The sequence below is a fragment of the Allobosea sp. 05T438 genome (genome assembly GCF_056396025.1).
Window position 1 is genome coordinate 94,081 of the sequence record NZ_JBFTKQ010000008.1, and the last position, 21,188, is coordinate 115,268.

Genomic DNA, 21,188 nt, shown 5'->3' on the forward strand with positions numbered 1-21,188 from the left:
GTTGCTGGATTCTCCGGAACCGCGGGTCAAGCCCGGGATGACGGCGTGTTTCCGCGTGAGCTCCAGGTGTCGTCGAGCCCTGCACGCGCCTTGTCGTTGAAGAAGCCGGGCGGCCCCATCTGCCCGCCCTTCAGCACGATATCGAGCCCGTCGAGCCGGGAAACGTCGGAATGGGCGCGGCAGAGCGGCGCGCCGGGCACGCAAGGGCCGCGATAGGACAAGCCCCAGAGCGGCAGCGACCGGATCGCCATGGTCGAGGTGTCGCCGCCTGCGACGACGAGGCGGCCGATCGGGGCCCGCTCCATGATCGAAGCCAGCAGCCTGCCGGTCGCATTCGCGACGCTGCCGGCCGCAGCCGGCGCGCCTTCGGGCTGTTCCGTCACCAGCATAGCGTCACCATTCGCGAGTGCGGACAGTGCCGTTTCTCGCAGGCCCGTGGCATAGCTTTCGTCGGAAAGCAGGCGGTGCGGCTCGACGGGCAGCATTGCATAGCCCGTCGCGGCCTCGACCTGCTCACGTGTCACAGGCGAAAGGCTGCCAACGAGCGCGAGCACCGGCCCGACATGGCGATTGTCGATATGGGTGGGAGCTGTCTTCGCCGCAGACTCCGCAGGCGCTGCGGCGAAGGCACGCGCGACCGAACTTGCGCCGACGGCCAACATCGGGCCATCCGCCAGAGCCGTGGCAAGAAGCGCGCCGATCGCCGTAAGGTCAGCCTCGGTCGCGACATCGAACAGGATGGCCTGCGTGCCGTCGGAGCGGGCACGGGCCACCGCCGCCCAAGCGTCTGCATAGGCGCGGTAATCGACCAGGCCGAGGCCCTCTAGGCCCTGCGCGGCGAGGTGCCAGCGCAGATCGGCTTCGGCCATGGGCGTTACAGGATGACGGCTCATCGTCGGGTGCCGGTCGATGCGGTGGATCGTGCCGTCGCCACCCGCCGCGAACAGGTTTCCGAACAGGCAGTAGCGCCCGAGATTGGGTTGGCCGCCGAGGATCGGTACGAGAGGATTGGCGAAGAAGGGCTTCAGTGCCGCGACGGCCGCGCCGATGCTGCCGACATGCGGCGCGCTGTCGAAGGTCGAGCAGCATTTGTAGTGCATCAGCCCGACACCTTGCCCGGCGAAGAAGCGCCCGATCTCCGTCAGTTCCGCCGTGATCGCCTCCGGCGCCATCGCGCGGCTCGCCCCGGCGATGCCGATCGCGTCGAGCGGGCCGGCTGCGGCAAGTTGGGCTTCGTCCGGTTGGCGCAGGAAGAGCAACGCGCGGAAGCCGCGCTCGGCCAGCGTCGCCAGCGTATCGGTCGAGCCGGTGAAATCGTCGCCGTACCAGCCGTAGAGAGGCGTGCGTTTCGCGGTCACGGCGCGCTAGCCCGCCTTGCCGCCGAACATGTCGAGCGCCTGCTGCAATTCCGGATGCGCGCGCGCTGCCTCGGCGATAGGCGTACCTTCTGCGACGGCCGCCCATGCCTGCCGGATGCTGGCGACGCCCGCCTTCGGTCCGCCGGGATGGGCGAGGATGCCGCCGCCGGCCATGAACAGCAGGTCGTCATGGCCGATTGCGTCCCAGGTCGGCTGCGCGGTCCCGGCCCATTGCCCGGAAGAGAAGGCCGGCATCACCCGGTCATCGGCGCCATCTGTCAGCGGCGTGACGCAGTCCTTCGCGGAGGTCACGACCTCCTCGTCTTCCTGCGCGAACTTCCCCTGCAGCCCGTGGACATGCATGTGATCGACGCCGGCCAGCCGCCATAGCACCTGATAGGCCTGGAACCCGATGCCGAGCAGCGGATGGCGCGAGAAGGCACCATAGCCGTTGCGATGGCCGTGCAGGGCAAGGTCGGTCGAGCGGCGCAGGCTCTCGATCGCCGAAAAGCCGCACCAGTTCAGGCTCGCCATCACGCAGGAACCGCCCTCGCGCTGGACGAGATCGGCATGGCGGCGCATGGCGTCGGTCTCGTCGGTGATGTTGAAGGCAACCATGACGGGCTTGCCGGTCTTGTCCTGATGCCGGCGCACCGCCGCCATCACCGCCGGAATGCGCTCTGCCAACGGCGCATGCACGGGGTCGGCCGAAATCTCGTCGTCCTTGATGAAGTCGAGCCCGGCCTCGCACAGGCTGGCGACGAGCTCGGCGGTTTGCGAGGCACTGAGGCCCACATTCGGCTTGATGATCGAGCCGACGAGCGGCCCTTTCGCCGCGCCGGTCAGGCGCCGCGTGCCGGCGATGCCTTGCGCCGGCAGCGGGAAGCACTGGCGGTACGACCAGGGCAGGGCGATGCTTTCCAGCCTCAAGCCGGTGACCTCGCCGAGATCATAGAGGTTGCCGGCGACGACCGCCGCCAGCGTCGCGAGATTGGCGCCGACGTTGTCGACCGGGAAGGAGATCGTGACCCTCGCCCGTCGCCATGGCCCACCGACGCCTTTGCGGGCGAGCCAGGCATTCGGCAAGCTGGGCTCGGTTGCGGGTTCCAGCTCCACGATCCGCGTGACGACAGCGCGGGCTCGCTCGCGCAATTCGTCGGTCTCGCCGGCGACGCGGGCGAAGGTCCCGCAGGATTGCTCGCCGGCCATCACCTCCGCGACCCTGGCAGGATCGAGCGGGGTTTCGATGAGGTAGGTCGCTTCGAAATGGTCCTGCAAAGATGTCATGAATAACCAAACTCCCGGGTCATCCCGGACAAGCCGCCGGAGGCGGCGCCGATCCGGGATCCATGCCGGAGCCTCTCAGAATGAGGTTCAGGCATGGATCCCGGGTCTCCCTGCGGTCGCCCGGGATGACTCGGGCGGAAGAGGTTTAGGCGGCTGCCGCTGCGAGCTTGCTCAGGTCCGGGAAGGGCCGCACCGGGTCCTTGCCGTCCCAGGTCTCGGATGCCTCGCGGATCAGCCGGAACATCTCGCCCTTGGGGCCAGCGACTTCCGACAGTTCGATCACCGTGCCCGGATGGTAATGCGTGTCGAAATAGACGAAGCGCCCGCGCTCGCCGACCTCGCCTGACATCACCGGCTTGAATCCCTCGGCGACCAGCCGCTCCATGTCGGCGTCGTAGTCCGAAGTCCAGTAGGCGACATGCTGCAGCCCGGTCAGCCCCGCATCGGTGAAGTCCTTGTACATGGACGGCACCGCGTTGCGGCACTGGATCAGTTCGATCTGGAGCGGGCCTGAATTGGCCAGCGCCACCGAGTTATGCGGCTCGTAGGCCTCGCCCTTGTAGCGGTAGTTTTTGATCGGGACCTTCGGGTTGTAGAAGAAAGGCCCGACGCCCAGCACGCGGCTCCAGTAATCCATCGCCGCCTCGATATCCGGGACGACATAGCCGGCCTGACGGATCTGGCCAAAGAAGCGGCTCATGGGCGTTGCTTTCTGATTATCAGGTTCGAAGGAAGCCGATGGAGATCCACGGCACGGCAGCGACGATGACGAGGCCGATGAGCAGGGCGAGGATGTAGCCCCAGATGTATTTCAGGCCTTCGTCGGGATTGATCTTGCTGATCGCGCAGGCGCCGTAATAGCCGACGCCGAAGGGCGGGGCGAAGAGCCCGATGCCCATCGCGAAGATCACGACCATCGCGTAATGGACCTCGTGCACGCCGACCTGCTTGGCGATCGGGAACACCAGTGGCCCGAACAGCACGATCGCCGGGATGCCTTCGAGCACGCTGCCGAGGATGGTGAAGGCGACGATCGAGATCGCGAGGAAGCCCCAGGCACCGCCCGGCACCGCTGCCATCGCCTGCGCGAGATCGCGCGAGAAGCCCGATTGCGTCAGGCCCCAGGCCATGGCGGTGGCGCAGCCGATGATGAAGATGATCGCGCCGGTGAGCGAGGCCGTCTCGACCAGCATGCGCGGCAGGCGGCGCCAGTCGAACTGGCGATAGAGCAGGATGCCGGCGAGCACCGCATAGGCGATTCCGATGGTCGAAACCTCGGTCGCGGTTGCCACGCCCTCGACCACCGCGGCGCGGATGACGAAGGGCAGCGCAATCGCCGGCAGCGCGACCAAGGCAAGCTTACCGATTTCGCGCCGGGAGAAGCGCTTGACGTTGCTAAGGTCCTCGCCGCGGCAGCGCCACCACACGACGAAGCAGAGCGCGATGCCGAGCACCACGGCCGGCAGCATGCCGCCGGTGAACAGCGCCGCGATCGAGACGCCGGTCACCGAGCCGATGGTGATCAGCACGATCGAGGGCGGGATCGTCTCGGTCTGCGCGCCCGTCGCCGAGAGCAGGGCGACGAGATCGCCGGGCTTGGCGCCGCGCTTCTGCATCTCGGGGAAGAGCACCGGCGCAATCGCGGCCATGTCGGCGATCTTCGAGCCGGAGATGCCCGAGACCAGGTACATCGCGCCGACCAGCACATAGGACAGGCCGCCGCGAACATGGCCGAGCAGGCTCGCCAGGAACTGGATCATCGCCCTGGCCATGCCGGTCATCTCGATCAGCGCGCCCAGGAAGATGAAGAGCGGCACGGCGAGCAGGATGAGATGGCTCATGCCCTCGTCGAGCCGGCCGACCATGACCAGCATCGGCGTCGAGGTGGTGCAGGCGAGATAGCCGAAGGTGGCGAGCGCGAAGGAGAAGGCGATCGGCACGCCGGAGAAGACGTTGAGCGCGACGACGCCGACGAAGAAGACGATCAGGTTGAGCTTGCCGAGCGGCTTCAAGGCCGGCCCGGCAAGCCAGAACAGCAGCACGAACAGCGCGGTGATCCCGATCGCGAGCAGGGCGGGCTTCAGCGTCGAAAAGCGGAGCAGGCGGCAGCAGGCCGCGATCAGCATCAGGCCGACGCCGACCGGAATCGCTGCTGCGCGCCAGGCATTGCTGATCTCCAGGGCCGGCGTGACGATGAAGTTCTCTTCCTCGGCATATTCGAGCGCATGCGGGATGATGAGGAGGAGGAAGGCGATCGAGGCGGTGATCGCGACCGCCTCCAGGAGCGCCCGCGTCTGCGGCGAGACGCGGGAGACGAGCCCGGTCATCCGCATATGCTCGCCGCGCCGCAGCGCCACCACGGCACCGAGCATCGACAGCCACAGGAACAGGATCGAGGCGAGTTCGTCGGACCAGACCAGCGGAGCGTGGAAGACGTAACGCGCCGCCACGCCCGCCCCGAGGATGATGATCTCGACCAGCACCAGCACGGCTGCCACCGTCTCGACCAGCCCGCCCAGGGCTCGGTCGAGATGGCCTGCGAAGCGGCCGAGCCCGTTTGCGGGCATGGCGGCAGCGGGAAGGGTCGCGCTATGGGCATCCATCGGGGGCGTTTCCTGTCTTGTGCTTTTGGGCCTTATAGGCCCGCCCGCACCCCTCAGGCCAGCTTGCCGACGGCGTCTTCGAGCAGGCTCCAGGCCTCCTTGCCGAAGCGCTCCTGCCACTCCTTGTAGAAGCCGCTTTCCCGCAGCTTGGCGCGGAAGGAATCCGGGTCGGTCTTGTTGAAGGCGAGGCCCTTGGATTGCAGGTCCGCCTGTACCGTTTCGTTGAGCTTCTTGATGTCGCCGCGCTGGGCGACGCCGGCCTCGTTGATGGCTCCTGCGACGATCGTCTGAACGTCGGGCGGCAGGCCGCGCCAGGCACGCCCGTTGGCGATGAACCAGAACCCGTCCCAGATATGGTTGGAGACGGCGCAGCTCTTCTGGACTTCGTAGAGCTTGGCGACCTGGATGATCGGCAGCGGGTTCTCCTGCGCGTCGACGACCTTGGTCTGCAGTGCGGTATAGACCTCCGAGAATTGCAGGCTGGCCGGCGCGGCATCGAGCGCCTTGAACATCGAGATCGAGAGCGGGCTCACGGGCACGCGGATCTTGAGGCCGGCCATCTCCTTGGCGGTCTCGATCGCCTTGCCCGAGGTGGTCATCTGGCGGAAGCCGTTGTCCCACATCTTCTCGAAGGCATAGAGGTTCACCTTGGAGATGGCCTCGCGGACATGGGCGCCGAGCTTGCCGTCCATCGCCTTCCAGACCTGGTCGTAATCGGCGAAGGCGAAGCCGACCGCGTTGATCGCCGCGACCGGCACCAGCGTCGCGATCACCAGCGCCGACGGCGTGAAGAAGGTGATGCCGCCATTGCGCACCTGGCTCAGCATGTCGGTATCGCCGCCGAGCTGATTGTTCGGGAAGATCTTGATCTCGACCCGGCCGTTCGTCTCCTTGGCGACGCGCTCGGCCGCCTCCTGGGCGCGGATGTTGAGCGGGTGGCTGAGGGGCAGGTTGTTGCCGTATTTCAGCTCGATCTCGGCGGCGCGCGCGATATGCGGCATGGCGATGAACGAGGCGGCAGGCGCAGCGGCGAGCGTACGCAGCACCGTGCGGCGCGTGAAGTTCGTCATGGTGATCCTCCCGGTATCGCTGATGCGATTTGATTGATTGCGGTCTTCTTGCCCTCAGATTAGGAAGCTGGAATGATGGTGGTCAAACTCAAATAATGATGGTTTTTGATGTAATCCTATGACGGGTCCGTTGGAGAAAAACGGCGGCGGCGAAAGCCTGCAGCGCCGCCGGATGGCCCGCATCGCCGATGTCGCGGCGCTCTCCGGCGCTTCGACCGCAACCGTCGACCGGGTGCTGAACCGGCGCCCCGGCGTGCGCGCGGCCACCGTCCAGCGCGTGCTCAAGGCTGCGAGCGAGCTGGGCTATGTCCTCGATTCCGCCTTGCCGGCGCAGGCCTTCACGCCGATGCGTCTCGCCTTCCTGCTGCCGGCCGGGAGCAACCGCTTCCTTGCGATGCTCGGGCGCCATATCGCGGAGGCGCAGGAGCATCTCGCCTCCTTTAACATGCGCGCTCGCGTCGAGTTCATCGAGAGCTTCAAGCCGGAACTGCTGGCCCAGCAGCTCCGGCAGGTCGGGCGCGACGTCGACGGCATCGCCTTCATGGCGCTGGAGCATCCGGCCGTGCGCGAGGCGGTGAACGGCCTCGCCGAGCGCGGCGTGCCGGCCGTGACCCTGATCTCCGACATCGCCAATGCGCGCCGCGCCGCCTATGTCGGGCTCGACAACCGCTCGACCGGGCGCACGGCCGGCTATCTCGTCGCCCGCTTCATCGGCAAGCGCCCGGCCAAGGTCGCGATGATCGCCGGCAGCCTGAGCTACCGCGCCCATGAGGAGCGCGAGATGGGCTTCCTGCATCTCTTCGAGGAGATGTTTCCGCAGATCGAGGTGGTCGGCCTGCGCGAAGGGCTCGACGACGAGGGCCGCAACTATCGCCAGGCCAAGGCGCTGCTGGCCCAGCACCCCGACCTCGCCGGCATCTACAATATCGGTGGCGGGCCGGAGGGCATCGCGCGCGCCTTGAAGGAAGCCGGCCGCCAGCAGGAGGTGGTCTTCGTCGGCCATGGCCTGACGCCCGCGACCCGTGCACTCCTGCTCGACGGCACGATGGACGCTGTCATCACCCAGCATCCCCATGCGGCGCTGATGAGCTGCATCGCGATCTTCGCCAATCTGCGCGCCGGCCGCCCGGCCCTGGAGGGCACGGCGCCGCCGAGCATCGAGATCATCCTGCGCGAGAACCTGCCTTAGGCCGGTAGTCGAAGCTTGCATTCTGAGAAACAAAGAGGGAACATACACCCATGTCCCTTCCGGATTCCGTCCTCAATCCCCCGCCGGCGCGCCCCGATATCACGCGTATCGTCTGCCGCGGCGCAGCCCGGCATCTGCGCGAGCGCGGCTATGCCATCGTCAAGGAGATGACCTTCGCCAATGGCCGGCGCGGCGACATCGTCGCGCTGTCGCCGTCGGGCGAGCTCTGGGTCGTCGAGGTCAAGTCAGGCATCGCGGATTATCGCGTCGACGGCAAATGGCCGGATTACCGCGACTATTGCGACGGCTTCCTCTTTGCCGTGGCACCGGAGTTCCCGCGCGAGATCCTGCCGGATGATGTCGGCCTGATCGTCGCGGATGCCTATGGCGGCGAATTGCTGCGCGAGCCGCCGCGCCACCCCTTGAGCCCGGCACGCCGCAAGATGCTGACCATCGCGCTGGCGCGGCTGGCTTCGAGCCGGCTCGCCTTGATCGAAGACCCGGTCGGCTCAGACTGAAGCGGCCTCTCGCCAAGGCTCGGCCCCGGCGAACGCCAGCGGCTTCGCGAAAGAGCGCAGGTCGATCTCTTCAACCAGGAAGTCGATGAAGGCGCGCACGCGGGCCGGCAGCCGGCCGCCATGGCCGACATAGACGACATGGATCTCCTCGACGTCGCCGGGATTGAACGCTTCCAGAACCGGGACGAGGCGGCCGGCGGCGATATCGTCGGCGATATGGAAGACGGAAAGCCGCGTCAGGCCTTGACCTGCGAGCGCAAGTTCGCGCGCGCTCTCCCCGTCGCCGACCGTGGTGCGTCCGCGGGCGGCGAACTCGCTGCGCTTGCCGTCTATCAGGAACGGCCAGGAATCGCTGTGCCGCGCGAAGTTGAAGGTGACGAGGTCGTGTTGCGCGAGGTCGTCGGGATGCGCGGGGGCGGGATGGGCGGCGAGATAGGCGGGCGATGCGACCACGGCCATCCGGCTTTCGCCGAGCTTGCGTGCCACCAGCTGTGAGGAGCGCAGTGGACCGACGCGGATCGCGACGTCGGCGCGTTCATCCACCAGATCGACCACCGCGTCGCTCAGGGTGATGTCCAGCTGTACCCCGGGATGAAGCTCGGAGAAACGTGGCACCAGCCGCAGCAGGAAATGCCGGCCGAACGGCACGTTGGTGTTGACCCGGAGCCGCCCGCGCGGGATCTGGCAGGCGGAGACCGCCCGCTCCGCCTCGTCGAGATCGGCGAGTACGCGCAGTGCCCGTTCATGGAAGGTCGTGCCTTCCTCGGTCAGCATGAATTTGCGCGTCGAGCGCACGATCAGCCGAACGCCGAGCCGGGCCTCCAGCCGCGCGACGAGCTTGCTGACGGCCGAGGGCGTCATCCTCAGCGCCCGCGCCGCCGGCGAGAAGCCGCCGAGTTCGACAACGCGGGTGAAGACTTCCATCTCGCCGGAGCGGTTGATCTCGGTGCGCGGCATCGTGAATTCAACTCACAATTGCTGATCTTTCGCGCAGTCTAATTCACAAGCCTGCGCGGCGCTATCTCCGGGCCCGAACCCGTTCCCGGAGGCATTCCATGCCCATTGCCCTTTATGCCCTGACCGTCGGTGCCTTCGGCATCGGCGTCACCGAATTCGTGATCATGGGCCTGCTGCTGCAGGTCTCCAGCGATCTCGGCATCAGTGTGCCGCTCGCCGGGTTGCTGATGACCGGCTATGCGCTCGGCGTCTTCGTCGGCGCGCCCATCCTGACGATCGCGACGCGCTCCCTGCCGCGCAAGACGACGCTGCTGGTACTGATGGCGATCTTCACCCTCGGCAACCTGGCGGCCGCGCTGGCGCCGAACTTCGCCTGGTTGATGTCGGCCCGCATCGTCACCGCGCTGGCGCATGGCACCTTCTTCGGCGTCGGCTCGCTCGTCGCCACCAGCCTCGTCGCGCCGGAGCGCAAGGCCTCGGCCATCGCCTTGATGTTCACCGGCCTGACGATCGCGACGCTGCTGGGCGTGCCCTTCGGCTCCTGGCTCGGCCTTGCCTTCGGCTGGCGCTCGACCTTCTGGGCGGTAACGGGCATCGGCCTCCTCGCCTTCGTCGTCCTGGCCGTGCTCGTCCCGGCGGATCGCGAGCGCGTCGTCCCCGGCTCGCTCGCCGAGGAATTCAAGGTGCTGACGCGCCCGCAGGTCCAGCTCGGCCTGCTCATGACCGTGCTCGGTTTCGGCGGCATCTTCGCTGTCTTCACCTTCATCCAGCCGATCCTCGTCGAGCTTGCGGGCTTCAGCGAAGCGGCGGTCTCGCCGATCCTGCTCGTCTTCGGCGCCGGGCTCGTCGTCGGCAATCTGCTCGGCGGCCGCTGGGCGGACCGCAACCTCGCCCCAGCCCTCATCGGCACCATCGCGCTGCTGACCGTGGCGATGTTCGCCTCCGGCCTCGCCTTCTACAGCCAGATCGGCGCCGTCGTCGCGGCCTTCGCGCTGGGCGCCGCCGCCTTCGCCACCGTCGCGCCGTTGCAGATGTGGGTGCTGCAGCAGGCCGGTGGAGCCGGGCAGGGGCTGGCGTCGAGCCTGAACATCGCCGCCTTCAACCTAGGCAACGCCTTTGGCGCCTGGCTCGGGGGCGCTGTGATCACGCAGGGGCTGGGCTATGGCGCCATCGCGCCGGTCGCCGCCATCGTTCCGCTCGTGGCGCTCGGCCTCGCTGCTGTCGCGGTTGCGCTCGACCGGCGCACGGCCCGCCTCGCTCCCGCCTGCGCGACCTGAACCGCGAAAGCGATTGGACAAGCAAAAGCCCGCCGGACATGTCGCCCGGCGGGCTTTCTTCTGTTGGTCGTCGGATCAGCGCGGGGCGCGCTTGGCGAGAATGCGCTGGAGCGTGCGCCTGTGCATGCCGAGGCGGCGCGCCGTCTCGGAGACGTTGCGGCTGCACAGCTCGTAGACGCGCTGGATATGCTCCCAGCGGACGCGGTCGGCCGACATCGGATTTTCGGGCGGTTGCGGCCGGGCATCGCGCGCGGCGGCGAGCGCGGCATGGATCTCGTCGGCATCGGCCGGCTTGGCGAGGAAGTCGAAGGCGCCGAGTTTCACCGCGCTGACGGCGGTGGCGATGTTGCCGTAGCCGGTGAGGACCACGCCGCGGGCTTCCGGCCGGCGCTCCTTGAGCCGGGCGATCACGTCGAGCCCGTTGCCGTCACCCAGACGGAGATCGATCACAGCGAAGGCCGGGGCGGATTCCTCCACCGCAGCGAGCCCTGCGGCGACGCTGTCGGCAATGCGGACCACATAGCCGCGGCCTTCCATGGCGCGGGCGAGGCGGGTGAGGAAAGGCTTGTCGTCATCGACCAGCAACAGCGACATGTCCGTGTTGTCGGGCCTGCCGGTCTGGCTCGGCGCATCCTGCATTTTGATCTCCTGACCGCTTGTCCATGCGCGCTGCGGTGGCGCGAAGTGAGGTTTCGAAACGCCGGCCGCATGCCGTTCGGGCTTGCGGTCAGCTAAGCTCATGTAATGCCGATGCTTCCGGCTTGGTACCCCCCATCGCGGGCAGGTCCGCTTCAAAAACGTCACGGGGCCAGACGATGCGGATCGAGGCGCCGCTCGCCGGCGCCGGGCGGTTCGAGAATTCCAGCGTCGCGCCGCCGCGCTCGAGCAGGGTCTTCGCAATGAACAGGCCGAGCCCGAGCCCGCCACCGGCGCGTCCCTCTCCGCTGCCGCGCGAGAGATAGGGCTCGCCCGCCCGCATCAGCACATCGGGCGGAAAGCCCGGGCCGTCGTCGGCAATCGTCAGAACGACGCGGCTCTGCGTCCATTCGGCCGCGATCGTCACGGTCGAGCGCGCGAAATCGACCGCGTTGTCGACGATGTTGCCGAGGCCGTAGATCATGCCGGGGTTGCGCCGGCAGACCGGCTCCGGCTTGTCGCCGGTCATGGTGATCTCGAAGGGCACGCCGAAGGGCCGCTGCGGCCCGGCCGCTTCCTCGATCAGCAGACGCAGCGTCAGCTGATCCAGCGGGCCGGCATCGTCGTCCTGCAGGCTGGAGAGCTTGCCGAGGATGCCGCGGCAGCGTTCGACCTGCTCTCGCAGCAGCGCGATGTCCTCGGCCATCTCGCCGTCCGGCGGGGCAAGGCGCGTGAGCTCGCGGGCGACCAGCGCGATGGTGCCGAGCGGGGTGCCGAGTTCATGGGCGGCGGCGGCGGCGAGCCCATCGAGCTGGGACAAATGCTGTTCGCGCGCCAGCACGAGCTCGGTCGCGGCAAGCGCATCCGAGAGGTCGCGCGCCTCCTTGGCGACGCGCCAGGCATAGATGCCGGTGAAGGCAAGCCCGAGCACGAGCGCGACCCAGTTGCCGAGCTGATAGAATGGCGGCAGCACCGGCCGGTCCTCGCCCGCCCAGGGCAGCGGCAGGTGGAAGCGGCTGAGCAGGGTCGCCAGAATCATTGCCAGCAGGCCGAGCAGCAGGGTGCGTTGCGGCGGCAGCGCCGTCGCCGAGATCATCACCGGCGCCAGGAACAGGATCGCGAACGGGTTCTGAAGCCCGCCCGTCATGAAGAGCAGGGCGGCGAGCTGGGCGATGTCGAAGCCGAGCAGCGCCGTCGCCGGGCCGTCCTGCAGCCGATGGCTGAGCGGAAACCTGATTCGCAGGACGATATTGAGCCAAGCGGAAACGGCGATGACGGTGAAGCACCAGCCGAAGGGCAGGGGAAAACCAAGGCCGAAATGCACGCCGGCGACGGCCGCGCTTTGGCCGGCGATGGCCAGCCAGCGCAGCCGGACCAGCGTGTCGAGCCGCAGATGGCGGCCCGTTCGGGCGAGAAGAGGGGTCGAGAGGTCCGAGGCGCTCACCGTTGATCGGCCTTCTGCGCGGCTCCCGCCGGGAGCGGGAATGACGGCTTCATCCACATGGCAGTAAAATCTTAGCCTTTAGCCGGGTTGAATGAGAACAAAATCAACGTAAGCTGCGTTATTGCGACGCAGCATGCTTGTTGCGCCGCCAGAAGGACACTCGATCGCATGTACGGGGCCACCATGTCGTTTGCCTATCATGCCTACGAAGCAGTTCACATGATGGTGAGCCCGGTGCGCGGCGTCTCCGACGCGATGCACCTCGCCTTCAAGAACCCGGCCAATCCGCTGACCTATACGCCCTTCGGGCGCACCGTCGCGGCTTCCTGCGAATTGTTCGAGCGCGTCACGCGCCGCTACGGCAAGCCCGCCTTCGGTCTCGACGAGACGACGATCAACGGCGTCAAGGTGGCGGTCGAGGAGCGGGTCGTCTGGGAGCGCCCCTTCTGCAAGCTCGTCTATTTCGATCGCAAGATCGCTGGGCGGCGCAAGCCGCAGCCCAAGGTGCTGCTGGTGGCGCCGATGTCGGGCCACTATGCCACGCTGCTGCGCGGCACGGTCGAGGCGTTCCTGCCCGGTCATGAGGTCTACATCACCGACTGGACCGATGCGCGGCTGGTGCCGCTGACGGAGGGCCGCTTCGACCTCGACGACTACATCGACTACGTCATTGCCATGCTGCAGACGCTGGGGCCGGACACCCATGTCATGGCGATCTGTCAGCCTTCCGTCCCGGTTCTCGCGGCGGTCGCGCGCATGGAAGCCGAGGCCGACCCCTGCGCGCCCCGTTCGATGACGCTGATGGGTGGGCCGATCGATACCCGCCGCTCGCCGACCGCCGTGAACCAGCTTGCGATGGAGCGCGGCACCGACTGGTTCCGCCGCAACTGCATCACCGTCGTGCCCTTCCCGCATATGGGTGCGTTCCGGCAGGTTTATCCCGGCTTCATGCAGCTCTCGGGCTTCATGGCAATGAACATGGATCGCCACGTCACCGCCCATTACGACATGTTCAAGCACCTCGTTGGCGGCGACGGCGATTCGGCCGAGAAGCATCGCGACTTCTATGATGAATATCTCGCCGTGATGGACCTGACGGCGGAGTTCTACCTGCAGACGGTCGATACCGTCTTCGTAAAGCACGCCATGCCCAAGGGCGAGATGATGCATCGCGACAAGCCGGTCGACCTGACTGCGGTTCGCCGCGTCGCGCTGATGACCGTCGAGGGCGAGAACGACGATATCTCCGGCGTCGGGCAGACACATGCTGCGCATGATCTCTGCGTCAACATCCCCGCCGAGAAACGGGTTCACTATCTCCAGCCGAAGGTCGGCCATTACGGTGTCTTCAACGGCTCGCGCTTCCGCGCCGAGATCCAGCCGCGCATCTCCGATTTCATGGTGAGTCTCGACATGGAGGCGGCCAAGAGCCGTCGCAGCGAGAGCGCCGGCGAGCAGCGCAAGGCTCTGAAGATCGCCGGCTGACGGGGCGTAATAGTCTCTCCCTTCCCCATCGCCCGCGAATCCCGCACAATCGCAGTCGATGCGCATCTCCCTGTTCAGGCGCCAGCCGGACCCCGACCGGATTGAGGTCGTGCATGCCGGCACGCGTTATCCCGTATCGATCAAGCGGCGCGCCAACGCGCGGCGAATGACGCTGCGCGTCTCGCAGGCGACTGGCGAGACCACCCTGACCTTGCCCGAGCGGGTCGACTTCTCTGCCGGGCGTGCCTTTGCCGAGAATCATGGTGGCTGGATCGCCGCGCGCATTGCGAAGCGCCCGCTGGCCGTGCCGTTCGAGCCGGGGCAGAGCATTCCGTTGCGCGGCGTCCCGCACCGTATCGTCCATTGGTCGAAGGCGCGTGGGCTGACGCAGGCGACGCAGGACAAGGATGGTGCGCCGATCATCGCGGTTGCGGGCGATGGCGCGCATGTTCCGCGCCGGGTCAAGGATTTCCTCAGGCGGCTCGCGCTCGAGGATCTGGAGAAGGCGGTGCGGCATCACACTGCGACGCTCGGCATCCCCGCCCGCAAGATCACCATCCGCGACACCACGAGCCGGTGGGGCTCGTGCTCCTCGCAGGGGCATTTGAACTTCTCCTGGCGGCTGATTCTCGCACCGGCCTCGGTGCTCGACTATCTCGCGGCCCATGAGGTGGCGCATCTCAAGGAGATGAATCACTCGCATCGTTTCTGGGCGCTGACCCACAAGCTCTGCCCGCATACCGAGGAGGCGGAGGCGTGGCTGAAGCGCCACGGCGCCAGCCTGCACGGTTATGGTTGACGCGGTATCACTGCCGCAATTTTGCCGTTAACCACTTTATGAAACTTGCGCCCGCACACTGAACGCCGATTCGCCTTCAGTGTGAGTATGCCTATGGGTCACGTCATCGCGTTCCGTCGCCCGCAACAGCCCCTTGCCGCGCCCGAGCCTGTGCTCGGTCTGCTTTCGGCCGTGGATTTTGCGCTCCGCGATCTCGCGGAAATCATGCCTCACATCGCGCTCGACACCGCCCGCGCGCAGGCCGAGGCGTGTCGCGCCATGCTGGCGCAGGCTTTCGATGCCGAAGTTGAGGCCGAGCTCGGCAACTGATTCCGGCCAGCATCGCGCCCGCGCATGCCGCCCCCGGCGGCGGTGCGGGTTGCCGAAGCGGATGAATTGTCGAACCTCTGCGGGAAAGAGCCGGCGCTTGGGCCGGCCACAGCCCCGGGAGGCTCATCCGTGTTCCTGACCAACAGCGATATGGTCGATCTCGTCGATCTCAGACATCGGCTGCATCGGAGGCCCGAGATTTCGGGCGAGGAACGCGAGACCGCCGCCACCATCGTCGAATTTCTCAAGCCGACCCAGCCCGACCGCATCGTCACCGGACTTGGCGGCCACGGCGTTGCGGCGATCTATGAGGGCGCCGAGCCGGGCCCGACGGTGATGATTCGCGCCGAGCTCGATGCGCTGCCGATCGAGGAGCTCTCGACCAGCGATCATCGCTCCGAGATCCCCGGAAAAGGCCATCTCTGCGGCCATGACGGCCACATGACCATCCTCGCTGGACTCGCGCGCGGGCTCCGCCGCAATCCGCCCAAGCGCGGCCGCGCCATCCTGCTGTTCCAGCCGGCGGAAGAGACCGGCGCCGGCGCCGCCGCCGTCATCGCCGATCCGAAATTCGCCGAGATCGCGCCGGACTACGCCTTTTCGCTGCATAACCGCCCGGGCGTTCCGATCGGCCACGCCCGCATCTCGGAAGGCGCCGCGAATTGCGCCTCACGTGGCCTCAGGATCGTGCTCAATGGCGAGACCTCGCATGCCTCGACACCAGAGCATGGCCGCTCGCCAGCCCCAGCCATCGCGCGCCTCATCCCCGAATTGACGGCGCTCGGGCCGGGCGGCGAGCTCGATGCCAATTTCACGCTGGTCACCGTCACCCATGCCGGGATCGGCGAGCCCGCCTTCGGCATCGCACCGGGGCGCGGCGAGCTCTGGGTGACGCTGCGCACCGTCAACGACGCGCAGATGGGAGCGCTCTGCGAGAAGGCCGAGGCGCTGGTGCGTGAAGTCGCGGCGGCCGGCAGCCTCGACGCCGAGATGAGCTATCACGACATCTTCCACCATTGCGAGAACGAGCCTGAGGCCGTCGCCATGCTGCGCCGGGCGATGGATGAGGAGAAGGTGCCGCACGGCCCGACCAAGCCCTCGCGCGGTTCCGAGGATTTCGGCCTGTTCGGCCGCAAGGCCAAATCGGCGATGTTCCTGCTCGGCTCGGGCGATACGGCCCATCTCCACAACCCGGACTTCGACTTCCCCGACGATGCGATCGACACCGGCGCACGCGTCTTCATGCGGGCGCTGCGCAATCTGGTCGGCGAAGCCCCGCGGGCCTGAGGAAGAGGCCATGGCTCTGGATTGGACGCGCGCTGCTGCGCGGGCGAACGAAATTGCCGCTGGCTGGCAGCGCGAGGCCGGCCCCGGCGGCGCCGTCGTGCTGTTCGATCGCGACGGGGTGCGCGAGGCCTTTGCCGGCGGCCTCGCCAGCATCGACTACCGGGTGCCCTTCACGCCGCAGACGCCGAACCGCTTCGCTTCGATCAGCAAGCATGTGCTGGCGATCGCGCTGCTGCGTGCCGGCGTGCCCCTCGATGCACCGCTCGGCCGCTGGCTGACCGAGCTGCCTGCGCCGCTGGCCGCGATCGAACTTGGCCGCGCGCTGGACATGACCGGCGGCCTGCCGGACATGATGGAAGCCTTCTGGCAGCAGGGCGTGCCGTTCACGGCGACCCTGAGCGCCGACGAGGTCTTCGCGCTCGCCTGCCGTTTTCCGTCGCTGAGCGCCGAGCCCGGCACGGAGATGGCCTATTCCAACACCGGCTGGCGTCTCGGGCAGCGCATCCTCGAGCGTGTCACCGGCCGGTCCTACAGCGACATCGTCGCGGATCTGTCCGGCGAGCTCGGCCTCTCCTTCCGCCTGCCCTATGACGCTGCCGAGATCGTGCCCGGCCTCGCCACGGGCTATTGGGCCGACGGCGCGGCCTGGCGGCGCGGCCATTACGGCTTCCACTTCTCGGCTTCCGGTGGCATCGCCGGCTCGGCTGCCGATCTCGCCGGCTGGGCCTCCGCCCTGCTCGCCGGGCGCGGGCCGCTCGCCGGCATGCTCGAGCGCCTGACGGCACCGCGCCATTTCGCGGATGGCGGCGAGAGCGTCTACCGGCTCGGACTCGTCTGCAGCCGTCTCGGCGAGACCGGGATCGTCGGACATGGCGGCTCGCTCACCGGCTATCGCAATCACTTCCTGATGGCGCCTGCCCATGGTGTCGGCGTGGTCGTACTGAGCAATCGCGAGGAAGAGGCGCTCTGGCCGGCCATGACCGTGCTGGCCGCGCTGCTCGGGCAGGATCTGCCTGCGGCCGCCCAGGCGCCGGCCGGGCTCTTCGTCACGGAAGAGGGGCCGTTCTGGGCGGAACTCACGCCGGATTCGATCAGCTTCATGGGCGGATACGAGCGTTTGGTCGCGGACGGCGCGGGCGGTTTGCGCAGCCTGCCCGCCTATCTCGACATCCGCCTCCGGCAGGATGGGGTGGACAGCTTGTCCGGCCTGATCGGCGGCGTGCAGCGCTCGCTGCGGCGCGTGCCGGCCGATACGGCGCTCGATGAGCGGCTGGTGGGCCGCTGGCACGATCCGCATTTCGGCACTGAGATCGAGATCCGGGCCGACGGCACGGCGCTGATGCCCTGGCCCTCCGGCGGGATGCTCTCGCGACTGACGCCGCTGCCGAACGGCCGGGCGCTGGCCGATCTGCCCCACGGCCCGTGGCGCTCGCGCCCCTGCCTCTGGCTCGATGGCGACGGCGGCTTGCGGGTCGCCGGCCACCGGGCAAGGGTCTTGCAAATGAAACGCGTCGGCTGACATCGCTCCGCGTGGGCGATGCAGCCGGGCCGATGACGATTGAGGAGGATGTTCCGATGCAACTGCCCCGTTTCGCCGCCGCGCTGGTCCTGACGGCGTCCGCCATGCTGCCTTTGCCGGTGGCCGCCCAGGCTCAGCCCGCCGCAAACCGCGTGCTGCGCGTTGCGCCGCATGCCGATCTCAAGACGCTCGATCCGGTCGCCGCCTCGATCGTCATCACCCGCATGCACGGGCTGATGATCTACGAGACGCTCTTCGCCTGGGATTCGAACCTCCAGCCGAAGCCGCAGATGGTCGAGAGCTTCGAGACCTCGCCGGACAAGCTGAGCTGGAGTTTCACGCTGCGCCCCGGCCTGAAGTTCCATGATGGCCAGCCGGTCACCACGAAGGACGTCATCGCCTCGCTCGCCCGCTGGATGAAGCGCGATACCATCGGCGGCAAGCTCGGCGAATATACCGAGGGCATGGAGGCGGTCGACGACAGGACCTTCCGGCTCAAGCTCAAGCGCCCGCTGGCGCTGGTGCCCTTCGCGCTCGGCTCGGCCGTTGGCCAGATCCCGGTGATCATGCGCGAGGCGGACGCCAAGAGCGATCCGATGAAGCCGATCACCGAGACGGTCGGCTCCGGCCCGTTCAGATTCAACCGCGAGGAATGGCGCAGCGGCTCGAAGATCGTCTACGACCGCAACCTCGACTACGTGCCGCGCTCCGAGCCGGCCGACGGCCTCGCAGGCGGCCGCGTCGTCAAGGTCGACAGCGTCGAATGGCTGATCATGCCCGACGCCGCAACGGCCGCCGCCGCGCTCCAGACCGGCGAGATCGACATCTGGGAGCAGCCCAGCCAGGACCTGATTCCGGTCGTCTCGGCGAACAAGCAGGTGAAGGTCGAACGCTATTCCAATCTTGCCAACCAGGTGATGCTGCGGCCGAACCATCTCTACCCGCCCTTCGACAATCCCAAGGCCCGGCTCGCTTTGGCCTATGCCACTGACCAGGCGGACTTCCTTGCGGCCGGCTTCGGCGACGAGGAATGGTGGAAGCGCTGCAACGCCTATTTCGTCTGCGGCGGGCCGAACGGCATCGAGGCCGGTGCGGAAGGCTATGCCAAGCCCGATCTGGAGAAGGCGCGCCAGCTCCTCAAGGAGAGCGGCTACAAGGGCGAGAAGCTGGTTCTCTCGACCAGCAACGACATCGCCCCGATCGGCCGCATGGCCGAGGTTGCGGCGTCGCAGCTCAAGGCCGTCGGCTTCAATGTCGACGTCCAGTTCGCGGATTGGGGTGCCGTCACCACGCGCCAGCAGAACAAGAACCCGCCGGATCAGGGCGGCTGGAACCTCTTCGTCACCTATGCCTCGGGCGCGACCATGCAGTCGCCGCTCACCAATATCGGCACCAATATGGCCTGCGAGCGCGCCTGGGCCGGCTGGCCTTGCGATGCCGAGGCGGAGAAGCTGCGGGGTGCCTTCGTCGATGCGCCCGACGACGCCAGCCGCAAGGTCGCGCTCGAAGCGCTGCACAGGCGCCTTGCCGAGGTGCAGCCCTATCGCGTGCTCGGCCAGTTCGATCAACCTTATGCCCGCCGCACGAACGTCGCCGGCGTGCTGGCGGCGCCGGTCATGCTGTTCTGGAACATCGAGAAGAAGTGAGGCCGCGGCTGCTCATGCCGGAGAAGCCGTCGGGATGAAATGCGGCGTGGCATGCCAGACGAAATCGCGGCTTTCGCCGGGCGCCAGCGTCAGGATGCCCGGCTTCTCCGCGAACTCGCCCTGCCAGCCGACCGGGCTCGCCATGCTGAACCAGGGTTCGATGCACAGGAAGGGGGCGCCGGTCGGCTTCGACCAGATGCCGAGGTCCTTGTAGCCCTCCCAGCTCACGGTGAGGGCGCGGACCTCGCGTCCGGCCGCGTCGAGGGCCGCAAACCGCACCGAGTGGTTGGCAACGTCCGGGATCACGATCGCGTCGTTGACGAACAGCGCCTCCGCAAGCGCCAGCTCCGTGCCCTCGAAGGGCAGGGGAATGGGCGCGCCGAGCAGGCCGCCTTCGACGCTGAGGCCGGGGCCGGGTTCTGCTTGAAGGAAGCTGAGGCGGTGGTCCTCCTTCGCGACGCCCTCCGCCAACGGCCAGAGGAAGGCCGGGTGAGCGCCGGCGCCGCAGATCAGTGTCGTCTCGGCCGGGTTGACGACCCGCGTCGTCACCGAAAGCGTATCGCCTGCGAACTCGTAGATCATCTGCAGCACGAAGCGGAACGGGTAGCGCGCCAGCGTGTCCGCGCTCTCCCGCAGTTCCAGCACGGCGCGTTGGGGCGCCCGCTCGATCCATCGGAACAGGCTGTCGCGGGCGAAGCCGTGCTGCGTGAGATGGTAGGACCGGCCTTCATGGATCAGCGTGTCGTCGGTGAGGCGCCCGACGATCGGGAAGAGCACGGGCGCGTGGCGCGGCCACTCCGGCCCGCCATGCCAGAGCAGCGGCCCATTCGCATCGGACAGCGCGATCAGCTCGCCGCCTTCAGCCCGGATCGTCGCACGCAGCCGGCCGGAGGCAATCTCATATGTGTCGGTCATCTTCGTCTCCGCCGGCTGGCCCTGATCCCGCAAGCCGGTCTGTCCTGCATATCACGCAAGCGTGATCCCGCATTCCCCGGAATCCATGCAAAAGCGGCATCATTCTCCGCCGGCTTCATCCGGCAGGCAACGCATTGTCGAATCCGGTCTTTTTTAGGTTTTTCCTTTCCTTGACCCCTCGTTCGCCCGTGCCGATCCTGCCGGGAGCCTCCGCAGGCGCTCCCGCCGTGACGCATTCCGCGCCGGGTTTCGTTCATGCCGTCAGGATTTCCGATGACCAACACTGCCAATAACCGCTCCGCCGAGCACGACATTGACCCGCTTTTCCTGGAGCGTTGGTCGCCGCGCGCCTTCACCGACGAAATTATCTCGGAGGCCGAGCTGAAGGCGCTGTTCGAGGCGGCGCGCTGGGCACCGTCCTCCTACAACTCCCAGCCCTGGCGCTTCATCTATGCCCGTCGCGGCACGGCGCATTGGCAGACGCTGCTCGGCCTGCTCAACGAGTTCAACCAGTCCTGGGCCAAGAATGCGGCGGCTCTCGTCGTCATCGTCTCGAAGGAGACCATGGCGCTGCCCGGCAAGACCGAGGAAGTGCCGTCCTACAGCCATTCCTTCGATGCCGGCGCTGCCTGGGCCAATCTCGCCCTCCAGGCCGTGCGGCTCGGCTGGCAGGCCCATGGCATGGTCGGCTTCGATCGTGGGCGTGCGCTGTCGGAGCTGAAGGTTCCGACCGGCTATCGCGTCGAGGCGGCCGTCGCCATCGGCAAGCCCGGCGACAAGGCGCAACTGCCGGAAGCCTTGCAGGCGCGCGAGACGCCGAGCCAGCGCAATCCGATCTCGGCCACCGCCTTCGAGGGCGCCTTCCCGGCCTGAGCGGTGTGCCTCTTGC

At 67.5% G+C, this 21,188-nt stretch carries 19 protein-coding genes; 10 read left to right on the forward strand and 9 right to left on the reverse strand.

What is annotated here, in order from left to right; all coding sequences use genetic code 11:
* Window positions 1-26: 26 nt before the first annotated feature.
* The 5 genes from AC1DIN_RS17420 to AC1DIN_RS17440 form a co-directional block, all read right to left on the reverse strand.
* Entirely contained in the window at window positions 27-1,358 is a 1,332-nt protein-coding gene (locus AC1DIN_RS17420; protein WP_476810701.1) for a four-carbon acid sugar kinase family protein, read from the reverse strand.
* Window positions 1,359-1,364: 6 nt separating this feature from the next.
* Window positions 1,365-2,645 (reverse strand): ribulose-bisphosphate carboxylase large subunit family protein, encoded by a 1,281-nt coding sequence (locus tag AC1DIN_RS17425; protein ID WP_476810702.1) that lies wholly within the window; start codon window positions 2,643-2,645, stop codon window positions 1,365-1,367.
* A gap of 145 nt (window positions 2,646-2,790) precedes the next feature.
* A complete protein-coding gene (locus AC1DIN_RS17430; protein ID WP_476810703.1) occupies window positions 2,791-3,345 on the reverse strand; it encodes a VOC family protein in 555 nt (184 codons plus the stop codon).
* Window positions 3,346-3,364: 19 nt separating this feature from the next.
* A complete protein-coding gene (locus tag AC1DIN_RS17435; protein WP_476810786.1) occupies window positions 3,365-5,212 on the reverse strand; it encodes a TRAP transporter large permease in 1,848 nt (615 codons plus the stop codon).
* 89 nt (window positions 5,213-5,301) lie between these two features.
* Window positions 5,302-6,318, reverse strand: a complete 1,017-nt coding sequence (locus AC1DIN_RS17440; RefSeq protein WP_476810704.1) for a TRAP transporter substrate-binding protein — start codon at window positions 6,316-6,318, stop codon at window positions 5,302-5,304.
* 118 nt (window positions 6,319-6,436) lie between these two features.
* Here AC1DIN_RS17440 and AC1DIN_RS17445 point away from each other — a divergent pair, with 118 nt between their 5' ends.
* On the forward strand, window positions 6,437-7,507 hold the full coding sequence (locus AC1DIN_RS17445) for a LacI family DNA-binding transcriptional regulator (protein WP_476810705.1): 1,071 nt from the start codon (window positions 6,437-6,439) through the stop codon (window positions 7,505-7,507).
* A 50-nt stretch (window positions 7,508-7,557) separates the two neighbouring features.
* Window positions 7,558-8,025: an MmcB family DNA repair protein gene (locus tag AC1DIN_RS17450; RefSeq protein WP_476766529.1), complete on the forward strand. Its 468-nt coding sequence runs from the start codon at window positions 7,558-7,560 to the stop codon at window positions 8,023-8,025.
* On the opposite strand, the gene AC1DIN_RS17455 is transcribed toward AC1DIN_RS17450, so the two are convergent.
* Window positions 8,017-8,982, reverse strand: a complete 966-nt coding sequence (locus tag AC1DIN_RS17455; RefSeq protein ID WP_476810706.1) for a LysR family transcriptional regulator — start codon at window positions 8,980-8,982, stop codon at window positions 8,017-8,019. The two genes, AC1DIN_RS17450 and AC1DIN_RS17455, sit on opposite strands and share 9 nt — an antisense overlap.
* A gap of 98 nt (window positions 8,983-9,080) precedes the next feature.
* On the opposite strand from AC1DIN_RS17455, the gene AC1DIN_RS17460 reads away from it, so the two are divergent.
* Window positions 9,081-10,259 carry an MFS transporter gene (locus AC1DIN_RS17460; RefSeq protein WP_476810707.1) on the forward strand — a complete coding sequence of 393 codons (1,179 nt, stop codon included), beginning with the start codon at window positions 9,081-9,083 and terminating at the stop codon, window positions 10,257-10,259.
* Between the two features lie 75 nt (window positions 10,260-10,334).
* On the opposite strand, the gene AC1DIN_RS17465 is transcribed toward AC1DIN_RS17460, so the two are convergent.
* Both AC1DIN_RS17465 and AC1DIN_RS17470 read right to left on the reverse strand, forming a co-directional pair.
* Window positions 10,335-10,898, reverse strand: a complete 564-nt coding sequence (locus AC1DIN_RS17465) for an ActR/PrrA/RegA family redox response regulator transcription factor (RefSeq protein ID WP_476810708.1) — start codon at window positions 10,896-10,898, stop codon at window positions 10,335-10,337.
* A gap of 88 nt (window positions 10,899-10,986) precedes the next feature.
* Window positions 10,987-12,339 carry an ActS/PrrB/RegB family redox-sensitive histidine kinase gene (locus AC1DIN_RS17470; protein ID WP_441472777.1) on the reverse strand — a complete coding sequence of 451 codons (1,353 nt, stop codon included), beginning with the start codon at window positions 12,337-12,339 and terminating at the stop codon, window positions 10,987-10,989.
* 183 nt (window positions 12,340-12,522) lie between these two features.
* On the opposite strand from AC1DIN_RS17470, the gene AC1DIN_RS17475 reads away from it, so the two are divergent.
* The 6 genes from AC1DIN_RS17475 to AC1DIN_RS17500 all read left to right on the forward strand — a co-directional run bounded on the left by AC1DIN_RS17475 (window position 12,523) and on the right by AC1DIN_RS17500 (window position 19,384).
* On the forward strand, window positions 12,523-13,824 hold the full coding sequence (locus AC1DIN_RS17475) for a polyhydroxyalkanoate depolymerase (RefSeq protein WP_476810787.1): 1,302 nt from the start codon (window positions 12,523-12,525) through the stop codon (window positions 13,822-13,824).
* Window positions 13,825-13,882: 58 nt separating this feature from the next.
* Entirely contained in the window at window positions 13,883-14,623 is a 741-nt protein-coding gene (locus AC1DIN_RS17480) for a M48 family metallopeptidase (RefSeq protein ID WP_441472779.1), read from the forward strand.
* A 93-nt stretch (window positions 14,624-14,716) separates the two neighbouring features.
* Window positions 14,717-14,932, forward strand: a complete 216-nt coding sequence (locus tag AC1DIN_RS17485) for a hypothetical protein (protein ID WP_476810709.1) — start codon at window positions 14,717-14,719, stop codon at window positions 14,930-14,932.
* Window positions 14,933-15,061: 129 nt separating this feature from the next.
* Window positions 15,062-16,219, forward strand: coding sequence for an amidohydrolase (locus AC1DIN_RS17490; RefSeq protein ID WP_441472781.1), 1,158 nt, complete (start codon window positions 15,062-15,064; stop codon window positions 16,217-16,219).
* Between the two features lie 10 nt (window positions 16,220-16,229).
* Window positions 16,230-17,738 carry a serine hydrolase domain-containing protein gene (locus AC1DIN_RS17495; protein WP_476810710.1) on the forward strand — a complete coding sequence of 503 codons (1,509 nt, stop codon included), beginning with the start codon at window positions 16,230-16,232 and terminating at the stop codon, window positions 17,736-17,738.
* Window positions 17,739-17,794: 56 nt separating this feature from the next.
* Window positions 17,795-19,384, forward strand: coding sequence for an ABC transporter substrate-binding protein (locus tag AC1DIN_RS17500; protein ID WP_476810711.1), 1,590 nt, complete (start codon window positions 17,795-17,797; stop codon window positions 19,382-19,384).
* 12 nt (window positions 19,385-19,396) lie between these two features.
* Here the strand turns inward: AC1DIN_RS17500 and AC1DIN_RS17505 are convergent, their stop codons facing one another.
* On the reverse strand, window positions 19,397-20,299 hold the full coding sequence (locus AC1DIN_RS17505; RefSeq protein WP_476810712.1) for an aldose 1-epimerase family protein: 903 nt from the start codon (window positions 20,297-20,299) through the stop codon (window positions 19,397-19,399).
* A gap of 273 nt (window positions 20,300-20,572) precedes the next feature.
* Here AC1DIN_RS17505 and AC1DIN_RS17510 point away from each other — a divergent pair, with 273 nt between their 5' ends.
* Window positions 20,573-21,172, forward strand: a complete 600-nt coding sequence (locus AC1DIN_RS17510) for a nitroreductase family protein (RefSeq protein WP_476810713.1) — start codon at window positions 20,573-20,575, stop codon at window positions 21,170-21,172.
* Window positions 21,173-21,188: the final 16 nt, after the last annotated feature.

Coding starts and splice junctions, on each gene's coding strand:
- AC1DIN_RS17455 (WP_476810706.1), bottom strand. CDS start 8,982: ATGCCGCGCACCGAGATCAACCGCTCCGGCGAGATGGAAGTCTTCACC.
- AC1DIN_RS17435 (WP_476810786.1), bottom strand. CDS start 5,212: ATGCCCGCAAACGGGCTCGGCCGCTTCGCAGGCCATCTCGACCGAGCC.
- AC1DIN_RS17465 (WP_476810708.1), bottom strand. CDS start 10,898: ATGCAGGATGCGCCGAGCCAGACCGGCAGGCCCGACAACACGGACATG.
- AC1DIN_RS17505 (WP_476810712.1), bottom strand. CDS start 20,299: ATGACCGACACATATGAGATTGCCTCCGGCCGGCTGCGTGCGACGATC.
- AC1DIN_RS17450 (WP_476766529.1), top strand. CDS start 7,558: ATGTCCCTTCCGGATTCCGTCCTCAATCCCCCGCCGGCGCGCCCCGAT.
- AC1DIN_RS17425 (WP_476810702.1), bottom strand. CDS start 2,645: ATGACATCTTTGCAGGACCATTTCGAAGCGACCTACCTCATCGAAACC.
- AC1DIN_RS17495 (WP_476810710.1), top strand. CDS start 16,230: ATGGCTCTGGATTGGACGCGCGCTGCTGCGCGGGCGAACGAAATTGCC.
- AC1DIN_RS17445 (WP_476810705.1), top strand. CDS start 6,437: ATGACGGGTCCGTTGGAGAAAAACGGCGGCGGCGAAAGCCTGCAGCGC.
- AC1DIN_RS17460 (WP_476810707.1), top strand. CDS start 9,081: ATGCCCATTGCCCTTTATGCCCTGACCGTCGGTGCCTTCGGCATCGGC.
- AC1DIN_RS17485 (WP_476810709.1), top strand. CDS start 14,717: ATGGGTCACGTCATCGCGTTCCGTCGCCCGCAACAGCCCCTTGCCGCG.
- AC1DIN_RS17475 (WP_476810787.1), top strand. CDS start 12,523: ATGTCGTTTGCCTATCATGCCTACGAAGCAGTTCACATGATGGTGAGC.
- AC1DIN_RS17480 (WP_441472779.1), top strand. CDS start 13,883: ATGCGCATCTCCCTGTTCAGGCGCCAGCCGGACCCCGACCGGATTGAG.
- AC1DIN_RS17500 (WP_476810711.1), top strand. CDS start 17,795: ATGCAACTGCCCCGTTTCGCCGCCGCGCTGGTCCTGACGGCGTCCGCC.
- AC1DIN_RS17440 (WP_476810704.1), bottom strand. CDS start 6,318: ATGACGAACTTCACGCGCCGCACGGTGCTGCGTACGCTCGCCGCTGCG.
- AC1DIN_RS17430 (WP_476810703.1), bottom strand. CDS start 3,345: ATGAGCCGCTTCTTTGGCCAGATCCGTCAGGCCGGCTATGTCGTCCCG.
- AC1DIN_RS17510 (WP_476810713.1), top strand. CDS start 20,573: ATGACCAACACTGCCAATAACCGCTCCGCCGAGCACGACATTGACCCG.